Below are 3,109 nucleotides of genomic sequence, written 5' to 3'. Positions count from 1 at the left end.
GCGACGATGGTTTTTCGTCCGCAACTTGTATTCGCCGGCTTTGCGCAATGCGCAGCCTGGCGGGTTTTCTGACATCGTGAAGAGGAGATCGATCCGGGTTCGGGTCTTGCAGAGCAATCTGCGGGGCATCGATCGCGTATCTCCGGAGTGTTTTCGGCGCCTGGTTGTTGCAAGACGACCGGGTTGTAAAACGCTTCTTGTTGACGACGCTTGACCGCATCGTCATCGGGTCGATCTTACGAAGCAATAACTGGTCTTTCTAATCAATGTCCCGTTGCGGCTTGCCCTTGTGGCGGCTCGCGACACATTCTGCCGAGTGTGTGGACATTGATAATGAGAGCAATCAAGTGCCTTAAGGGTGTTCGACGGATGCCTTGGCGCTGAGAGGCGATGAAGGACGTGCTACGCTGCGATAAGCCATGGGGAGCTGCGAAGAAGCTTTGATCCGTGGATTTCCGAATGGGGAAACCCACCTTCGATAGCCGGAACTCCAAGGTCTTGTTGTCCGCAAGGATGATGAGATTTTGGATTTCCGGTTATCAAGAGAAGGTATGAGATCTCTGAATACATAGGAGGTTTCAAGCGAACCCAGGGAACTGAAACATCTAAGTACCTGGAGGAAAGGACATCAACCGAGACTCCGCTAGTAGTGGCGAGCGAACGCGGACCAGGCCAGTCATCATTGGAAGACAATTGGAATCTGTCAGGAAAGCAGAGCCTTAGAGGGTGATAGCCCCGTACAAGTAATGCGACCAATGATGCTCGAGTAAGGCGGGACACGTGAAATCCTGTCTGAACATGGGGGGACCACCCTCCAAGCCTAAGTACTCCTCAGCGACCGATAGTGAACCAGTACCGTGAGGGAAAGGTGAAAAGCACCCCGACGAGGGGAGTGAAATAGTTCCTGAAATCGGACACCTACAAACAGACGGAGCCCAAGATACGTTCTGGGTGACGTCGTACCTTTTGTATTATGGGCCAGCGACTTAATTTAACGAGCAAGCTTAAGCCGATAGGTGTAGGCGCAGCGAAAGCGAGTCTGAATAGGGCGTCAAGTTCGTTGGATTAGACCCGAAACCTAGTGATCTAGCCATGAGCAGGTTGAAGGTGAGGTAACACTCACTGGAGGACCGAACGGGTGCCTGTTGAAAAAGGCTCCGATGACTTGTGGTTAGGGGTGAAAGGCCAATCAAACTGGGAAATAGCTGGTTCTCCGCGAAAGATATTTAGGTATCGCCTCGGACGAATACCTCAGGGGGTAGAGCACTGGATGGGCTAGGGGGACTTACCGTCTTACCAAACCCAACCAAACTCCGAATACCTGAGAGTACTATCCGGGAGTCACACGGCGGGTGCTAACGTCCGTCGTGGAGAGGGAAACAACCCTGACCTACAGCTAAGGCCCCCAATTCGTGGCTAAGTGGGAAAGGATGTGGAAATCCCAAAACAACCAGGAGGTTGGCTTAGAAGCAGCCATCCTTTAAAGAAAGCGTAACAGCTCACTGGTCTAAATAAGGGTTTCTGCGCCGAAGATGTAACGGGGCTCAAGCCACGAGCCGAAGCTTAGGGTGTGCGCAAGCACGCGGTAGCGGAGCGTTCTGTAAGCCTGCGAAGGGCGACCCGTGAGGGCGCCTGGAGGTATCAGAAGTGCGAATGCTGGCATGAGTAACGACAAACACTGTGAAAGACAGTGTCGCCGAAAGTCCAAGGGTTCCTGCGTAAAGTTAATCTTCGCAGGGTTAGCCGGTCCCTAAGGCGAGGCAGAAATGCGTAGTCGATGGGAATCACGTGAATATTCGTGAGCCAGTGGATGGTGACGAATCCCTTATGTTGTTCGACCTTACTGGATTGGTCGGGCCTCGACGGGGTTCCAGGAAATAGCCTCCACATCAGACCGTACCCGAAACCGACACAGGTGGACTGGTAGAGTATACCAAGGCGCTTGAGAGAACTATGTTGAAGGAACTCGGCAATTTACCTCCGTAACTTCGGGATAAGGAGGCCTTCTGGTCGCGCAAGCGGTCAGGAGGGGCACAGACCAGGGGGTGGCAACTGTTTAACAAAAACACAGGGCTCTGCGAAATCGCAAGATGACGTATAGGGTCTGACGCCTGCCCGGTGCCGGAAGGTTAAGAGGAGGAGTGCAAGCTCTGAATTGAAGCCCCGGTAAACGGCGGCCGTAACTATAACGGTCCTAAGGTAGCGAAATTCCTTGTCGGGTAAGTTCCGACCTGCACGAATGGCGTAATGACTTCCCCGCTGTCTCCAACATAGACTCAGTGAAATTGAATTCCCCGTGAAGATGCGGGGTTCCTGCGGTCAGACGGAAAGACCCCGTGCACCTTTACTGTAGCTTTGCGCTGGTATTCGTGACTGTTTGTGTAGAATAGGTGGTAGGCTTTGAAGCTCGGGCGCCAGCTCGGGTGGAGCCGCAATGTGAAATACCACCCTAATGGTTATGGATATCTAACCGCGTTCCCTCAGCGGGATCCGGGACAGCGCATGGTGGGCAGTTTGACTGGGGCGGTCGCCTCCCAAAGAGTAACGGAGGCGTGCGACGGTAGGCTCAGAACGGTCGGAAATCGTTCGTCGAGTACAATGGCATAAGCCTGCCTGACTGCGAGACCAACAAGTCGAGCAGAGACGAAAGTCGGTCATAGTGATCCGGTGGTCCCGCGTGGATGGGCCATCGCTCAACGGATAAAAGGTACGCCGGGGATAACAGGCTGATGACGCCCAAGAGTCCATATCGACGGCGTCGTTTGGCACCTCGATGTCGGCTCATCACATCCTGGGGCTGGAGAAGGTCCCAAGGGTTCGGCTGTTCGCCGATTAAAGTGGTACGTGAGCTGGGTTCAGAACGTCGTGAGACAGTTCGGTCCCTATCTGCCGTGGGTGTTGGAATGTTGAGAGGATTTGTCCCTAGTACGAGAGGACCGGGATGAACGTACCTCTGGTGGAGCTGTTGTCGCGCCAGCGGCAGTGCAGCATAGCTATGTACGGACGGGATAACCGCTGAAAGCATCTAAGCGGGAAACCCACCTCAAAACGAGCATTCCCTTGAGAACCGTGGAAGACGACCACGTTGATAGGCCGGATGTGGAAGTGC

Annotated in this window: 1 rRNA gene and 1 pseudogene; one reads left to right on the top strand and one right to left on the bottom strand. The window is 53.9% G+C overall.

Annotated elements, in window-relative coordinates:
* Positions 1 to 247 (bottom strand): annotated as a pseudogene (locus DNX69_RS26450) (hypothetical protein); the annotation flags it as partial.
* Between the two features lie 94 nt (positions 248 to 341).
* On the opposite strand from DNX69_RS26450, the gene DNX69_RS02000 reads away from it, so the two are divergent.
* Positions 342 to 3,109, top strand: a 23S ribosomal RNA gene (locus DNX69_RS02000); the annotation flags it as partial.

Origin of the sequence: Rhodopseudomonas palustris (assembly GCF_003226555.1) — a bacterium.
In the GTDB taxonomy this organism is placed as follows: Bacteria; Pseudomonadota; Alphaproteobacteria; order Rhizobiales; family Xanthobacteraceae; genus Rhodopseudomonas; species Rhodopseudomonas palustris_I.
This window is presented reverse-complemented; position numbering and strand designations above follow the sequence as displayed.